This is a genomic window from Nitrospinaceae bacterium (assembly GCA_018669005.1).
Classification (GTDB): Bacteria; UBA8248; UBA8248; order UBA8248; family UBA8248; genus UBA8248.
In genome coordinates, this window is the sequence record JABJAL010000072.1 from 339,707 (window position 1) to 352,477 (window position 12,771).

Genomic DNA, 12,771 nt, shown 5'->3' on the forward strand with positions numbered 1-12,771 from the left:
ATCATGGTCGATTTTAATTTCACCGAAGAGCAATTATCCCTTCAAAAGCTGGCTCACGATTTTGCGATTAACGACATCAAGCCCGTTACCGACGAGATGGATAAGATTGCAGACCCCAATGAGGTACATGAAAATTTCCCCTGGCATCTCATAGAAAAAGGCTCGGCGCTCGGACTTCGAACAGCGGCGCTTCCCGAGGTCCACGGCGGCGCGGGCATCGGAATCCTGACGCATCTATTAATGCTTGAGGAGCTATGCCAGGCCGATTCAGGTTTTGCCACCCATTTTCACCAGGCATGGAAGATGGCCAAGCTCCCTGTAGAGCGGTGCTCGCCTGAGCAGCGAGATCACTTCCTGCCCAAATTTACGGACGACCCCAGGGCGCTCCTCGCGGTGGGCATTACCGAGCCCGATGCGGGCTGCGATAACTTAATGCCCTACGATGAGCCGGACGGCGGTATGCGCACATCAGCTGTGCGCGATGGAGATGAATGGGTACTCAACGGAACCAAACATTTTGTCGCCTGCGCCTCGGTGTCGAAGCTGTATTTCGTTTCAACGCGTACCGACAAAACTGTGGGCGTCACCCAGGGGGTGACAGTGTTCCTTGTTGAGAAGGACACGCCCGGTTTCACCATCGGTAGAATCCACGACAAGATGGGCAACCGTCTGATGATGAACGCCGAGATGATTTTTGATAACTGCCGGGTGCCCGATTTCAACCGGGTGAGCGAGGTGGGAAAGGGGCTCTCGTTTCTGGGCTCGTTCGGAGCGCGGCACATACCGACCACGGGCGCGTTCGGGCTGGCGCTGGCGCGCGCGGCCTTCGAGTATGCCCTGGAATACGCCAAGACAAGGGTTCAAGGCGGGAGGCCCATTATTGAGCATCCCACGGTCGCCCTCAGGCTTGGCGAGATGGCAACGCTTATCGAGGCGGCGCGGGCCGTGTCCATTCAGGCAGCCTGGCTGGCCGACCAGCCCGAATACGACTCCTTGAGGGGGCTACTCTCGTCCATTTTCGCCTCGGACGTTGGGCCCAAAGTCTGCGATTTGGCCATGCAACTTATGGGTGGATACGGCTACATGAAAGAGTACCCAATTGAAAAGCTCATGCGAGACACCTTGATGTGCTACCACATCGACGGCACCTCGGACGTTCATAAAATAAAAATCGGCGAAATGCTCAGCGGAGTAAAGACCGCTGGCTACATAACCGAGTGAGGGAGCAATGAACGCGAACAATATTGATCACATAAAAAAAATCGCCATCGTGGGCGGTGGGTTGATGGGGCACGGGGTGGCCCAGTTCTTCGCGCAGGGAGGCTACCCGGTCGCGATGTACAGCCGCACCAAGGAGAGCTCAGAGCGCGCAATGAAGGGCGTGGAGCAGGGGCTCGCCCTGTTTGTTGAAGAAGGCATCTCCACCCAGGCCGCGGCCGACGCCGCGCTGGCGCGGATTCGCCCGGTAACGGATCTGGCCGAGGCGGTAGGGGATGCTGATTACATTACCGAGGCGGTGGTGGACGATCTGGCTCTCAAGCAGAAAATTTTTAAGCAGATGGACGCCCTGGCGCCTGCGCATGCAATTTTGACCAGTGAGACCTCGGGGCTACGGATGACGGACATCTCCCGAGACACCACCCGCCCCGAGCGGTGCATTACAACCCACAACTACACCCCGCCGCCGCTGATACCGGTGGTCGAGGTGGTGCCCGGCGAGCGCACAGCGCCCGAGGTTGTCGAGACGACCTGCGCCCTTTTGCGGAAGGTGGGCAAGGAGCCGGTTGTTTGCAGTGAAATTCCGGGGCACATCGGGGTGCGCCTAACGACGGCGCTTCGCCGCGAGGTGAACTACATCATCGAGCAGGGTTGGGCGACACCCGAGGCGGTGGACACCGTGGTGCGCTCGGTGGCGCGGCTTCTCCCGGTGATGGGGGTGTGCATGCTCACAGACTTTACCGGGCTCGACATGTCAGATCACAGCCAGAAAAATGTGCTCCCCCACCTCGACAGCGATGCAGGGGGCTCTGAGCTTGTTCGCCAAATGGTGGCAGAGGGCAAGCTGGGCGTTAAAAGCGGGGAGGGTTTTCATAAATGGACCCCCGAGAGCGAACGCGCAATTTACGAGGCGCGGGGCCGCGAGCTTCTGCGCTGGATGAAGCAGCCCCCGCTTCCCGCGCCGTGGAAAGATGATAGTGAATAGGCGGCCCGCATGACTAAAGTTACCCGAAAAATTATTTGTGAAGACCACATGATCGACGCCCTGGACGGGAGCCTCAAGCTCCACCTGCGCGAGAAGCGCTTAAAGGGTCTCGGCAAACGCTCGGAGGGCGCGCTTTTGTGCGTGCACGGGCAGAGTATTCCTTCTACGGTTGCGTTTGATTTTCCGGTGCCGGGCTATTCGTGGATGGACTACGCCGCGCGGCGGGGCTTTGATGTTTTTGCGCTATCGTTAAGGGGGTTCGGCCCCTCTACGCGGCCGCCCGAGATGTTGGCAAATCCGAAAGGCGCGCCGCCAGCCGTAAGGGCGAAGGAGGCATTTAGGGATGTTGTGGCCGCCGTGCGCTTTATTCGCGAGCAGTCCGAGACGGAAAAAGTAAACCTGCTGGGGTGGGCTCAAGGGACGATGCTCTCCTGCGCTTTTGCGGCGGCGTATCCAAAAGAGGCTGGGCGGCTGGCTCTCATCTCCCCGCTTTATCTTTGTGATGAGCCGGGGTCGTTTTCGCTTTTTGAGGACCCGAAAAAGCCGGGCGAGCTTAACCCCGTGTTTTTCGGTGGCGCCTGGCGCTGGGTGACGCAAAAAGGCCAGCTTCATAACTGGAACCGCCTGATACCCAAGGGGCAGCACGGCCGCTGGCGCGAGGCGCGGGCGGTGCGCGCCTATTGGAGCGAGCAGCTTCGCCACGACCCCGGGGGCGCGCGGCGGCGGGTGCCTGCGGTGAAGGTGCCAAACGGTCTGATGGCCGATCATTATGACCGAACGCAGGGGCTGGCGTTTTTCGATGCGGCGAAGGTGAAAAGCCCGGCATTGTTAGTCCGCATGGAATGCGATCTTGTCTCAAAGGATCCCGAGGCGCAGGGGCTTTTTCGGGCGATGACAAAGAGCCCCGGCAAGCGCTATGTCATTCTCGGCGGGGCGACGCATTTTGCGCAATTTGAAAAGCGGCGCGAGGATCTGTTCAGCGAGGTGCAGGGTTTTTTAGAGAGCTAGCGGGCTGGAAAGACAAAACTACAGGAAATGCGGGGAGGTTCGTGGTTCTCAAAATAATATTGGGGAGTCATGATCGAGATATTCTCCCTTTCTGGCGGCGATGAAGGAGGTTTAGGATGAAGGCGATGCGCGTGCACAAATTTGGTCTTGAGACGCCGATGCAGCTCGATGAGATAGAAGATGCTCGACCGGGCGCGGGCGAGGTGTTGATCAAGACGCACGCCATCGGGGCGCATCCGGTGGACGTGACGATTAGGGGCGGAATGCACCCGTTTCAAAAGTTTGTGACGCCGCCTTATATGCCTGGCCCAGAGGCGGCGGGCGAGGTGGTTGAGTTGGGCGTTGGCGTTGAGGGCTTTGAGGTTGGGCAACGGGTCTGCGGCCGGGCAATGGGGGGCGCGTATGCGGAGCTTGTGCGCCTGGGGGCGCCTTGGACGCTGAATTTGCCGGACGCCTATAGTTGGGCTGAAGGGGCGGGGCTTGCGGTTCAGTTTATTACGGCTTGGAACTCGGTGGTGATTAACGGGCGGGCCTCGGCTGGGGAGGTGGTGTTGGTGCAGGGCGGCGCGGGTGGCGTCGGGATGGCTTCGATTCAACTTGCCAGGGCGGTGGGCTGCCGGGTGATTGCTACGGCGAGCTCGCCCGAGAAGTTGAAAATTGCAAAAGAGATGGGCGCGGATGAGGTGATAAATTATCGTGAGGAAAATTTTGCGGAAAGGTGTCTGGAACTCACCGGCGGGCGCGGGGTGGACGTTATTATTGAGATGATCGCCGAGGAGAATCTGGATAAGGATGTCGATGCGATTTGTCCGCTTGGTCGAATTGTCGTCGTGGGAACTTCAAAGGGCCTGGACCCCGACGCGGCGTTCGGGGTGCAGCGGGCGCTGATGAAGGATGCGCAGATTCTTTGCGTTTCGATGGTGAACCTGCCACCGCGCTTGCCCAAGTTGATGCGGCACTTAACGCCGATGGTTGAGGCGGGGAACTTCGATGTGCGAATTTTCCGGGAGATGCCGCTTATCGAGGCGAATGCCGCACATGCTCTACTTTGGGGGGGCGAGGTTACGGGCAAGCTGGTGCTCGTTCCCTGAAGCGCGTTTCGACTTGTATTTAACTGATATTAAAAAGGTTGTATGTTGATCTGGATTTGTGCGACCCGGGGCCGGGCGTTCCTCTCCAGGGGAGCCGCCCCTTTCTCGGGCGATATGTGCGACATGTTGCAGTCAAAGGCCCTTCGCAGGTTTAGTAGGCTTACGTCACCGTTATGCTGATTTCCCACTCGCCTTCATTGTGCGTAACCTCAACATCCATTCCCTCGTTTTCCGCCCAACGGGCAATGTTTTCGACCGCAAGGGGATAATCCACGATGACGATATAAATATCACCCACCGAATTGTTTTTCATGGCCGCTTGGACTTGAATCAGAGGATCGGGGCATATTTCGCCTTTTAAATCGATAATTTTCGGATCCGGCATTTTATGATTTCCTCATGAAAAAGAGATAAGTTCCCAACCAACTTCCCATAATTATGAAGATAGTTGCGAGCAAACTTGTTGATGAAAGAGCGGCTATCCCAGTCAGGCTATGCCCAATATTGCAACCGCCAGCAGTGGCAGCGCCGAATCCCATCATGAGTCCACCGATGAGTTGTTTTACCATTCTCTCCGGTGCTGGAGCGCGCCACTTAAATTCTTTTGCCCATGAGGCGGCGAAAAAAGCGCCTACTGGTACTCCGAGAATCATCCAGGCTCCCCAGTTGAGTGAAGATTCCTGTCCAGTCATGAGATATCGGATGATATTACCGGAGGGACCCGTGAAGCTCATACCATAATTTCGGCCCACTCCCGCTGAGGAGATCCAGGCAAGGGCGGAGATCAAGCCTATAATTATGCCGGTTTTAGTCCAAGACCATCCTGAGTAAACCTTAGGGCGTGGGGAGCACCAGAGCCATGAGCCGCCTATGACAAGGAAAAAGGAAATGAGTATCCATCGTGGCAGATTGAAGAGTCCGTCGAGGCCTCCTAGCTCATAGGGAGCATGGAAGGAACGCAGATAGGTAGTAATCGGCCGGAATGCCCCCCAGAACGTTGCTGCCACTCCTAAGGCGTAACTAATAACTACCAGAATCGAGCCCACCATGCCCTCTCCGACACGGTACCAGCTACCGGAGGCGCAGCCGCCAGCGAGAGAGATGCCGACGCCGAATATTGTGCCGCCTACGATGGCAGCTAACCAAGTGAATTCGAAATGCCGGACGGTGAGGAATCCTACTGTATCCAACCCGTGAATAATGGATATTTGGACGAGTAAGGCCAAAATATAAGCGCGAAATAAGGTGGTGTCCCGTGCGAAAAGCAAATCTCGGAACGCGGAGTACATGCAAAAACGCCCCCGTTGGAGTGCGATACCGAATAGCAAGCCGACGGGAAGGCCTAAGGCTAGAGATTTAAGTATGCTCTGTTCCATTCAGAAAAATCCTCTTTCACTAAGGCCTCTGTGACTTAAACAAAGGAGAACACCGATTTCTTCCAGAGTGTTTAGATTTCCTCTCCGAGGAGTAGCGCCTCGTAGCCCTCTTGATAAGTAGGATAGCGAAATTTGTAGCCTGAGGCTTTGATTTGCTCGTTTGAGCAGCGTTTGCCCCTTATCCCGGAGGAGGCAAGTCCACGAGACCGGGCCGATCCGGCGGGAGCCGAACCAGTAGGGGGGATATCTCGATCATCACCTGTATCCCCTTCTTGACGGGCAATTCCGGATACCCCCTCCAGGCGGTCGATTGCGGCTGCCCGAGCAGGTTCGGGCCTACCCGGTTCGGGCCTACCCGGTGCGGGCCTACCCGGTGCTTTGAGTGCCACATGCCGCTCATATAGCCAACGGGCCACCTCGCTCTGAGGTGCAGGCGCCTCGTCAACCGCGCAATATATTGATTTAACTTGAGTTATGTCCATCAGGTGATGAAGCACGCCAGCGCAATCGTCCCGGTGAATCCGGTTCCCCCATCGCTCATGAGCCGCGCCCTCGCTCCCTTTTGCCGCACCCTCGCCGACATTCCTTTGGTTTTCGCCTACCTTGACCGCACCTTTACTCACGCCCCCTAGGTTTTCGTGCGCTTTGGCCGCGTCCTCGCTTATTTCCCCAAGATGCCCCTCTCCCCCAAGCGCCTGCTCAGAAGTCGTATTACCTGCCGCCTCCGCCCGGAGTGCCCGCTTCATGAACCGTGTTCGCCCCGGCCCATAAATTCCACCAAAGCGAACAATCACAGCCGGAAAATCCGAGCCCCGCGCCAACGCCTCGGCCTCTCGCATAATCTGCCCCCGAAAGCCCCCGGCTGAGGAGCCATCTGGCTCCGTGGGCGAATTTTCATCCACCCACTCGCCCGCATCCTGGCCGTAGACCGCCGTGCTTGAGGTGAAAAAAAACCTTTTTAATTTTTGGTTTTGAGATTTCAGTGCAGAAAAAATATTTCCGAGGCCATCGATATAAGCCGCCCGGTAGGCCGCCTCGTCAGAGGCGTCCGCCGCCGCCGTGTAGAAAACAAAATCAAGATTGGCGGGAAGATTATTAAGCGTACCCGGCTCGCACAAATCGGCTGCGATGGCGACAACACCCTCGGGCAAACCCACATCGGGCAAGCCCGCTTCAGGCAAACCCGCATCGGGCAAGCTCGCCCCGGGCGAACCCGCATCGGGCGAGGTCCCAGCCTTTCGTTTTAGGCCCCAAACCGCGTGGCCCGCCTTTGCCAATCGCCCCGCCAGCGCCGAGCCCACATAGCCACAACCCGCGATAAGAACCCGCGCCATGCGCTCTCCCCGGCCAGTGGCCGTCCCGGCCTGTGGCCGCTAGTTCGCGTTATTTTAAAATGCCCGCTAGATCCCCGGGCTTAATGCGCAGCCCGTTGTAGAACGGTCCAAACTCCCCATACCACACCGTCGCCTCATCAAAGCGCATCTCGTAAATCAGCTCTTTAAACACATGCGGGTCCGGCGCAAACAGATACACCCCCCACTCCCAATCGTCGAGCCCGATGCTCCCGGTAATGATCTGCTGCACGCGCCCGGCATACTTTCGCCCAACCATGCCGTGGTCGCGCATCATCTGCTGGCGCTCCTTGATGGGCAGGCCATACCAGTTCTTCACCTCGCCCCGCTGTTTGCTCATCGGGTAGAAACAAAGATACCGCTCATCGGGAATCTCCATGAAGAGCCGGCCAATCATGCGCTCTCTTTGGTCCGCCATCTCGGCGCTCCAGCGTGCCTTCCAGTCATCGCTCCCCGGCTTTAAACCCTCGGCGATCAATTCCCCATGAAACTTAATCGTCATCTCATAGAGCCCAAGCTCCAGAAACGATAGATACGAAGTCGTCTCCTGAAGGTAGCTGTAAATTGGCAAGCGCTTAAAACCAAGCTCCACCTCGTTCAGCTCGTCCAGCGTATTTTTAAAATTCAAAAAGAGAAGATCCCCCTTGTGCCCAAGGAGGCTGAACACCGCAGATTCGCCATCCTCTGCCCCGGCGATTTTATCAAAGAACCCTGCCGCCCCGGCAACCATCGCCGCTTTTTCATCCGCCGCCACAGCGTTCCACCGTGGCCAGTCCACACTAAAAATCTGGTGGAGCACCGCCCACCCGTCCAGTACCTCGGGCACCACCGCCTGATTGTTGTTATCACTCACGTTTTTCGCTCCCGTCTCGGAGGGTTAATTGATGTCGTTGCGGGTATTCTAGCAGACCGGCGGGAGGCATCAATGGGCCGAGGGTGAGGCGAGACATGAAAGATATTAAGGAGGTTGGGTAGGAACTGAAGTGAGCCTGAGTGAAACTGATTGGTACTGATGCACACCGGTTATGGACACCTATATGGACAACAGATTCGATGGGCCAATGAAACAATTTGCCTCACTGATACGAAAGAATCCAAACATGAAAAATGAATCTAATTAAATATTGATGACTTCAAAAGATGCCGCATGAGGGAATCCGGATCGTTTTCCGGTCATCTCGGCAGAGTTTGTAAGAAAATTTACCGGGTCAAAGCCCTGCGCGAGATTTTCGATGTAGGCTTTATGTTCTTGCAATGAGGCGATCCCTTTTTCCAAAAAACCCGTAATATCGACAGCGTGTGTGGGCTTAGGGGAGCCACTAAGCAACACCTTCTGAACGCCGGACCACGGATCCAACCCCTCTTCAAGCAACTCAGGAAAAATCCAACGGTTTCCGGCGTCTCTGGCACCGTCCATTACACCGTAGGCTAACCATCTGTGGTCTGCCATATTTAAAGGGCCGCCAGGCCAAGTCAGGCGATGCGAGAGCGTGATTAACACGTCGGGTTTGTGAATGCGAATCTGGCGGGTAATATCCCGACGCAGGGGAAGTCCGTATTCTAGGATTCCGTCTGTGTAGCCAAGAAATTCAACCTTTTCGACGCCCACGACACGAGCGCTCCGATACTCTTCCTCTTCTCGAAGGGGACCTGCTTCGTGCGGTGACATTCCATCAATACCCGCCTCGCCGCTTGTCATCAGAATGTAGACAACCTTTTTCCCTTGTGAGGTCCAACGGGCAACGGCACTGGCCGCACCAAATTCCATGTCATCAGGATGCGCCACAATGGCGAGAGCGCAGTTCCAATCCTCAGGCAATGAATCAAGAATCTGTTTGCTCATTAAATAGAGTTCCCTTTAGGTGAAAATTCAGCACTTCCCAATCCATAACATCAATAAAGAAATTCCAGTGGATTTTCAATGCCTATATTTGGCGGGGCGATTATTAATCAACCACCTCCGACTTGTCCTCGATAGTAGCACTACTCCATATTTCTGTTAAGAAAAACGCCCCCTGAACCGATGCCTGGAGGGCGACACTATTTTGTGGGCGGGACAGGGATCGAACATGCGGCCTATGCCTTGTAAAGTACCGGGTCTTTTCGCTCTCGTGTCGGAGGGTTAATTGATGTTGTATCGGGTATTCTAGGAGATCGGCGGGAGGCATCAATGGGCGGGGGGTGGCTGAGTGCGAGGCGGGGTTTCTGCCCAATTGCCGATGTTTGTTCTTCTGAACGAAGTGAAGAATCCAGCTTGAGCGGTAAAGAGGTATGCCCCTCGCCAACAACAACCTAGTTTTTTTGCCGGGTTTGTGCTCCTATTCGTAAATTAAGTTTTTTTGTTTAACGATCCTGCCTTTCCCTAACAGGTGCCATTATACAATGATCAGACAACTTCACCTCAATTTGTTCCTGAAATTTCGGGGCCACCACGAAGCCGCCTGGAACCATCCCGATTCTTCGCCAGCCTTGCCTACCGATGTAAATTTCTATGTGGATATCGCTCAACGTGCGGAGGCAGGACTTTTTGATTCGATCTTTTTCGCTGATTCACCGGTGTTGACTACGGATGCGCCGCAGTCTGGACGAGTCGGGCTTGAACCCATCACTTTATTAGCGGCACTCGCCATGGCAACCGAGCGGATCGGGCTGATCGCGACGGGAACGAGTACGTATTCTCATGCCTTTAACCTGGCGCGGCAGTTCAGCTCGATCGATCACATTAGCAATGGCCGTGCCGGTTGGAATATTGTCACCACCTGGAGGAAGGAGGTCGCGCGCAATTTCGGTGATGCCGGTCAGAATAGTCATGCGGACCGCTACGTCATGGCCGAAGAATTTGTCCAGGTCGTCAAAGATTTGTGGGATAGCTGGGCCGATGACGCCGTGGTGGATGACCGCAGCGGTGGCGTCTACGCCAAAAGTGATCGCATTCGTTCTATCGACTTTAACGGCGAGTACTATAGCGTCGCGGGGCCGCTGGACATACCGCGCAGCCCGCAGGGGCGACCGGTGCTGGTGCAGGCCGGATCGTCTGATGCCGGACGTGACTTTGCCTCGCGCCACGCCGAGGCCGTATTTACAGCCCACCTCGAAAAGGCGACGGCGCAGACGTTTTACACGGATATTAAAAAGCGAGCGGTTGCCGCAGGTCGTGATGCGAGCCAAGTCCTGATTCTGCCTGGTCTGAGCCCAATGATTGCGTCGACCGAGAGCGAAGCAGAGCGGATGGAGAAGGATCTTAATGAGAATTCTGACCCGGAAATCGGTCGCCGAACGCTCTCCAACCGATTCGGCGGACATGATTTTTCGCATTTGCCGCTAGACCGGCCGCTGACGCCGGATGACTTCCCTGAACCCTCCAGTCTCGAAACCACGCGTAGTCGGACGGAGTTGGTCGTCAATCTTGTGCGCAGCGAGGGCCTTACCTTGCGCCAACTTCTGGCCCGTTTTGCCGGTGCTCGCGGCCACTTTACTTATTCTGGCACGCCCGAGCAGGTTGCCGATTTGATTGAGGACTGGTTCCGCGATGGGGCCGCCGATGGTTTCAATATGATGCCGCCGCTATTTCCCACAATGCTGGATGTTTTTATTGAAGAGGTGATTCCAATTCTTCAGCGTCGCGGCCTGTTCCGGACAGAATATAAAGGCAAGACGTTGCGGGAGCACTATGGACTCGATCGACCCGCTGGGCGGTTTTGGTAGATTGATCTGTCCCCAAAACTGACACCACTCCCTACGAGGGTTGTGAGCTGTTACTTTGTAAAAGAAAACGCTCCGCTGAATTGCCACTCGTATTAAGTATTTCCGGTGAATTGTCCACGAAAAAAACGTCTCCCGGCTCGAAACCCGGAGAGCATCAAAATTTGGTGAGCAGGACAGGAATCGAACCTGCGACCTATGCCATGTAAGGGTCTTTTCGGGGTATGAGCCTGAGTGGTACTGAGTTGCCTTGAGACACTTCCTCTATAGGCACTAGAATTTGGAAGCCTTGTTGGTCTGTTAGGGGCTTAGAATTAGTGACTCGCCATACACAGGCAATCAAGCACAGTTAATGCAGATGTAGGTCCATGAAATTGCCAGCCCGGTCGCGATGAAGAATAAAAGTAGGAACAGGGCCTTCCATTTGAGACCGGCGATGATTACCGGAGAAATTTCGGGGAACATTACCTTGCCCGAGGCGAAGCGCCTCACCAGTACTCGGTGGGACTTCTCCCCAGGGAGGGTATTGACCAACTCGTCGACCCCACAAGTACAATTTATGCAGGTCGATAAAAGGTGAACCGAACAGCCCTGGTTATCGAGAGCGGCGTCGAGCCTTCTCCGGTCAAACTGTTCAAAGCAAACGTTATGGGGCGTGCCGAGGAAGGCGATCCGCTCGCTGCCCTTCTCTGCGATCATGTCGGGGAATGGCCCCTCCCAATTCTCGGGGGCCTGCGGTCGCCCGCTGAGATGGCCGTATATCTGGAAACCTTTTTTAAGATATTGCCGGGCGAGCGAATCAAGGAGCTTGATGCTCATAAAATTCCTCCGAGTGGGATAGCCTCAGCACCATCCAGGTATTTTTTCAGCATATCATGAAAATGCGACAACACAGTTCTTTTCCCATGGCGAATTGCTAGTCAAGCGGGCCGAGGGTGGGAAGTGCGAGATGCGAGAGTGCCCGTCCCAGGAAGTATATTTCTCCGTCTGTGCTAGATTGATTAACGTTGTCGCTTGCGACCTGGCCCAGTAATTTTTCCCATGTGGGTATTTTCAAAAATGGCAAATTCCACCTCAAACCGGGCCGATACTATTCGTCGCCGGGCGCGCGAAGGACAGCGGGTAACCTGGATTGGGGTATGGGTGAATGCGGCGCTCTCGCTCGCCAAGGCAGTGGGCGGCGTTCTGGGCGGAAGCCAAGCTCTTCTCGCGGATGCACTTCACTCAATTTCTGATTTGGCCAGCGACGCGGTTGTGCTTTTTGCGCTCCATTTTTCAGGGGAGCCGGCCGATCACCAACATCCATACGGCCACGGCCGGATGGAGACCATTGCGGCCTTCGGCATTGGCCTCATCTTGCTCCTGGCCGGGGTTTACATGCTCTACCGCTCGCTTGGCGATCTTTGGATTCCCCGGCCATATAGTCTGAACTTCCTCGCTCTTCCCTTCATCGTACTTGCGATAGCCCTCAAGGAGGGCCTCTACTGGCTCACGCTCCGGGTGGGTCGCCGTACATCCAACCAGGCCCTTATCGCTAATGCATGGCACCACCGCTCTGATGCAATTTCTTCGATTGCTACCCTGGTTGGCGTAACTTTTGCGTTGTCGGGCTACTGGTGGGCGGATGCCCTTGCGGCGGCAGGCGTGGCGGGTTTGGTCATCTGGGCCGGAGTACGTATTGCCCACGAGTCACTCGATGATCTCGTGGACACGGCCCCGACAGAAGAGATGCTGGCGCGTATCCGGGCGGCGATTGAAGAGGTGGAAGGAGTGAAAAGCGTCCACGCTCTCAGAACCCGCCGGATAGGCCCCCAATTTTTTGTGGACGTTCACATTCAGGTGGACGCTACATTGAGCGTGGCTGCTGGCCACCTTATTGCCCACCGGGGGCAAGACGCCGTGCTCTCGAGGGTGGGTGAAGTCTCTGAGGTGATCGTTCATGTCGAGCCAGATGTGCCCATTTCTATTCCCGACCCAGATAATTTCGAGGCAGGCATCTCTTGATGCTTAGAGGTGCCCATCGAAATGAGCGCGGGGAA

General features: G+C 55.8%; 12 protein-coding genes. 6 read left to right on the plus strand and 6 right to left on the minus strand.

Annotated elements, in window-relative coordinates:
- Nucleotides 1-3 precede the first annotated feature (3 nt).
- The 4 genes from HOJ95_11280 (at nt 4) to HOJ95_11295 (ending at nt 4,302) form a co-directional block, all read left to right on the plus strand.
- Nucleotides 4-1,221, plus strand: coding sequence for an acyl-CoA/acyl-ACP dehydrogenase (locus HOJ95_11280; protein MBT6395280.1), 1,218 nt, complete (start codon nt 4-6; stop codon nt 1,219-1,221).
- A 7-nt stretch (nt 1,222-1,228) separates the two neighbouring features.
- The gene (locus HOJ95_11285) at nt 1,229-2,203 is read left to right on the plus strand and encodes a 3-hydroxyacyl-CoA dehydrogenase family protein (GenBank protein ID MBT6395281.1); all 975 of its coding nucleotides are present in this window, start codon (nt 1,229-1,231) and stop codon (nt 2,201-2,203) included.
- A gap of 9 nt (nt 2,204-2,212) precedes the next feature.
- A complete protein-coding gene (locus HOJ95_11290; GenBank protein MBT6395282.1) occupies nt 2,213-3,211 on the plus strand; it encodes an alpha/beta fold hydrolase in 999 nt (332 codons plus the stop codon).
- A 116-nt stretch (nt 3,212-3,327) separates the two neighbouring features.
- Nucleotides 3,328-4,302, plus strand: coding sequence for an NADPH:quinone reductase (locus HOJ95_11295; protein ID MBT6395283.1), 975 nt, complete (start codon nt 3,328-3,330; stop codon nt 4,300-4,302).
- Between the two features lie 160 nt (nt 4,303-4,462).
- Here the strand turns inward: HOJ95_11295 and HOJ95_11300 are convergent, their stop codons facing one another.
- The 5 genes from HOJ95_11300 to HOJ95_11320 form a co-directional block, all read right to left on the minus strand.
- A complete protein-coding gene (locus HOJ95_11300) occupies nt 4,463-4,687 on the minus strand; it encodes a sulfurtransferase TusA family protein (GenBank protein ID MBT6395284.1) in 225 nt (74 codons plus the stop codon).
- A 1-nt stretch (nt 4,688) separates the two neighbouring features.
- Complete coding sequence (locus HOJ95_11305; GenBank protein ID MBT6395285.1) at nt 4,689-5,678, minus strand: YeeE/YedE family protein; 990 nt, start codon at nt 5,676-5,678, stop codon at nt 4,689-4,691.
- A 71-nt stretch (nt 5,679-5,749) separates the two neighbouring features.
- The gene (locus HOJ95_11310; GenBank protein MBT6395286.1) at nt 5,750-7,012 is read right to left on the minus strand and encodes an NAD-dependent epimerase/dehydratase family protein; all 1,263 of its coding nucleotides are present in this window, start codon (nt 7,010-7,012) and stop codon (nt 5,750-5,752) included.
- Nucleotides 7,013-7,061: 49 nt separating this feature from the next.
- Nucleotides 7,062-7,859: a heme-dependent peroxidase gene (locus tag HOJ95_11315; GenBank protein ID MBT6395287.1), complete on the minus strand. Its 798-nt coding sequence runs from the start codon at nt 7,857-7,859 to the stop codon at nt 7,062-7,064.
- Nucleotides 7,860-8,147: 288 nt separating this feature from the next.
- Nucleotides 8,148-8,873, minus strand: a complete 726-nt coding sequence (locus HOJ95_11320) for a PIG-L family deacetylase (GenBank protein ID MBT6395288.1) — start codon at nt 8,871-8,873, stop codon at nt 8,148-8,150.
- Between the two features lie 539 nt (nt 8,874-9,412).
- On the opposite strand from HOJ95_11320, the gene HOJ95_11325 reads away from it, so the two are divergent.
- Complete coding sequence (locus HOJ95_11325; GenBank protein MBT6395289.1) at nt 9,413-10,735, plus strand: LLM class flavin-dependent oxidoreductase; 1,323 nt, start codon at nt 9,413-9,415, stop codon at nt 10,733-10,735.
- A 336-nt stretch (nt 10,736-11,071) separates the two neighbouring features.
- On the opposite strand, the gene HOJ95_11330 is transcribed toward HOJ95_11325, so the two are convergent.
- Nucleotides 11,072-11,551, minus strand: a complete 480-nt coding sequence (locus HOJ95_11330) for a hypothetical protein (protein MBT6395290.1) — start codon at nt 11,549-11,551, stop codon at nt 11,072-11,074.
- A gap of 240 nt (nt 11,552-11,791) precedes the next feature.
- On the opposite strand from HOJ95_11330, the gene HOJ95_11335 reads away from it, so the two are divergent.
- On the plus strand, nt 11,792-12,736 hold the full coding sequence (locus HOJ95_11335; protein MBT6395291.1) for a cation transporter: 945 nt from the start codon (nt 11,792-11,794) through the stop codon (nt 12,734-12,736).
- Nucleotides 12,737-12,771 lie beyond the last annotated feature (35 nt).

What these genes read in the sequence shown, in the direction of transcription:
- HOJ95_11310 (MBT6395286.1), bottom strand. Translation starts at nt 7,012, where the DNA reads ATGGCGCGGGTTCTTATCGCGGGTTGTGGCTATGTGGGCTCGGCGCTG.
- HOJ95_11290 (MBT6395282.1), top strand. Translation starts at nt 2,213, where the DNA reads ATGACTAAAGTTACCCGAAAAATTATTTGTGAAGACCACATGATCGAC.
- HOJ95_11330 (MBT6395290.1), bottom strand. Translation starts at nt 11,551, where the DNA reads ATGAGCATCAAGCTCCTTGATTCGCTCGCCCGGCAATATCTTAAAAAA.
- HOJ95_11335 (MBT6395291.1), top strand. Translation starts at nt 11,792, where the DNA reads ATGGCAAATTCCACCTCAAACCGGGCCGATACTATTCGTCGCCGGGCG.
- HOJ95_11285 (MBT6395281.1), top strand. Translation starts at nt 1,229, where the DNA reads ATGAACGCGAACAATATTGATCACATAAAAAAAATCGCCATCGTGGGC.
- HOJ95_11320 (MBT6395288.1), bottom strand. Translation starts at nt 8,873, where the DNA reads ATGAGCAAACAGATTCTTGATTCATTGCCTGAGGATTGGAACTGCGCT.
- HOJ95_11305 (MBT6395285.1), bottom strand. Translation starts at nt 5,678, where the DNA reads ATGGAACAGAGCATACTTAAATCTCTAGCCTTAGGCCTTCCCGTCGGC.
- HOJ95_11300 (MBT6395284.1), bottom strand. Translation starts at nt 4,687, where the DNA reads ATGCCGGATCCGAAAATTATCGATTTAAAAGGCGAAATATGCCCCGAT.
- HOJ95_11295 (MBT6395283.1), top strand. Translation starts at nt 3,328, where the DNA reads ATGAAGGCGATGCGCGTGCACAAATTTGGTCTTGAGACGCCGATGCAG.
- HOJ95_11280 (MBT6395280.1), top strand. Translation starts at nt 4, where the DNA reads ATGGTCGATTTTAATTTCACCGAAGAGCAATTATCCCTTCAAAAGCTG.
- HOJ95_11325 (MBT6395289.1), top strand. Translation starts at nt 9,413, where the DNA reads ATGATCAGACAACTTCACCTCAATTTGTTCCTGAAATTTCGGGGCCAC.